Annotated in this window: 1 protein-coding gene; it reads left to right on the top strand. The window is 59.1% G+C overall.

Features of this window, described 5'->3' with window-relative positions; translation table 11 throughout:
- Positions 1-171: 171 nt before the first annotated feature.
- A partial coding sequence (locus ASG67_RS15455) for a hypothetical protein (protein WP_156460857.1) occupies positions 172-367 on the top strand: 196 nt, incomplete at its 3' end.

Raw genomic sequence — 367 nt, 5'->3', positions numbered from 1 at the left:
CAACGACATTCTCCACCGCGCGCTGACCGTTGGCGATTAATGTGGACGCCAAGGCGATGTTCTGGTCGATGCCGGCGACCTTCGTGACGGCGATCGAACCCAGCCAGATGATCGAGGTGAGGTTCACAAAGACGTAGAGCGCCAGCCAGCTTCTTTTTCGAACTGGTTTCGATGATCGTCGGTGTCGATTTTCCGCCGAACAGCAGGCTGGTGGTCGCCACCAACGTCAACGACATTCTCCACCGCGCGCTGACCGTTGGCGATTATTCCAAGGGCACCGTCAAATACGATACCGCAGGCAACCGGGTGGCCATCTCACTCTCCGCGCCGGTCGAGACGGCAGAACAGGCCTTGGCCCGGATGATAG

The organism is Sphingomonas sp. Leaf339 (genome assembly GCF_001426195.1).
Lineage (GTDB): Bacteria > Pseudomonadota > Alphaproteobacteria > Sphingomonadales > Sphingomonadaceae > Sphingomonas.
The sequence above is the reverse complement of the archived record's forward strand: the minus strand, read 5'-3'. Positions and strand labels throughout refer to the sequence as shown.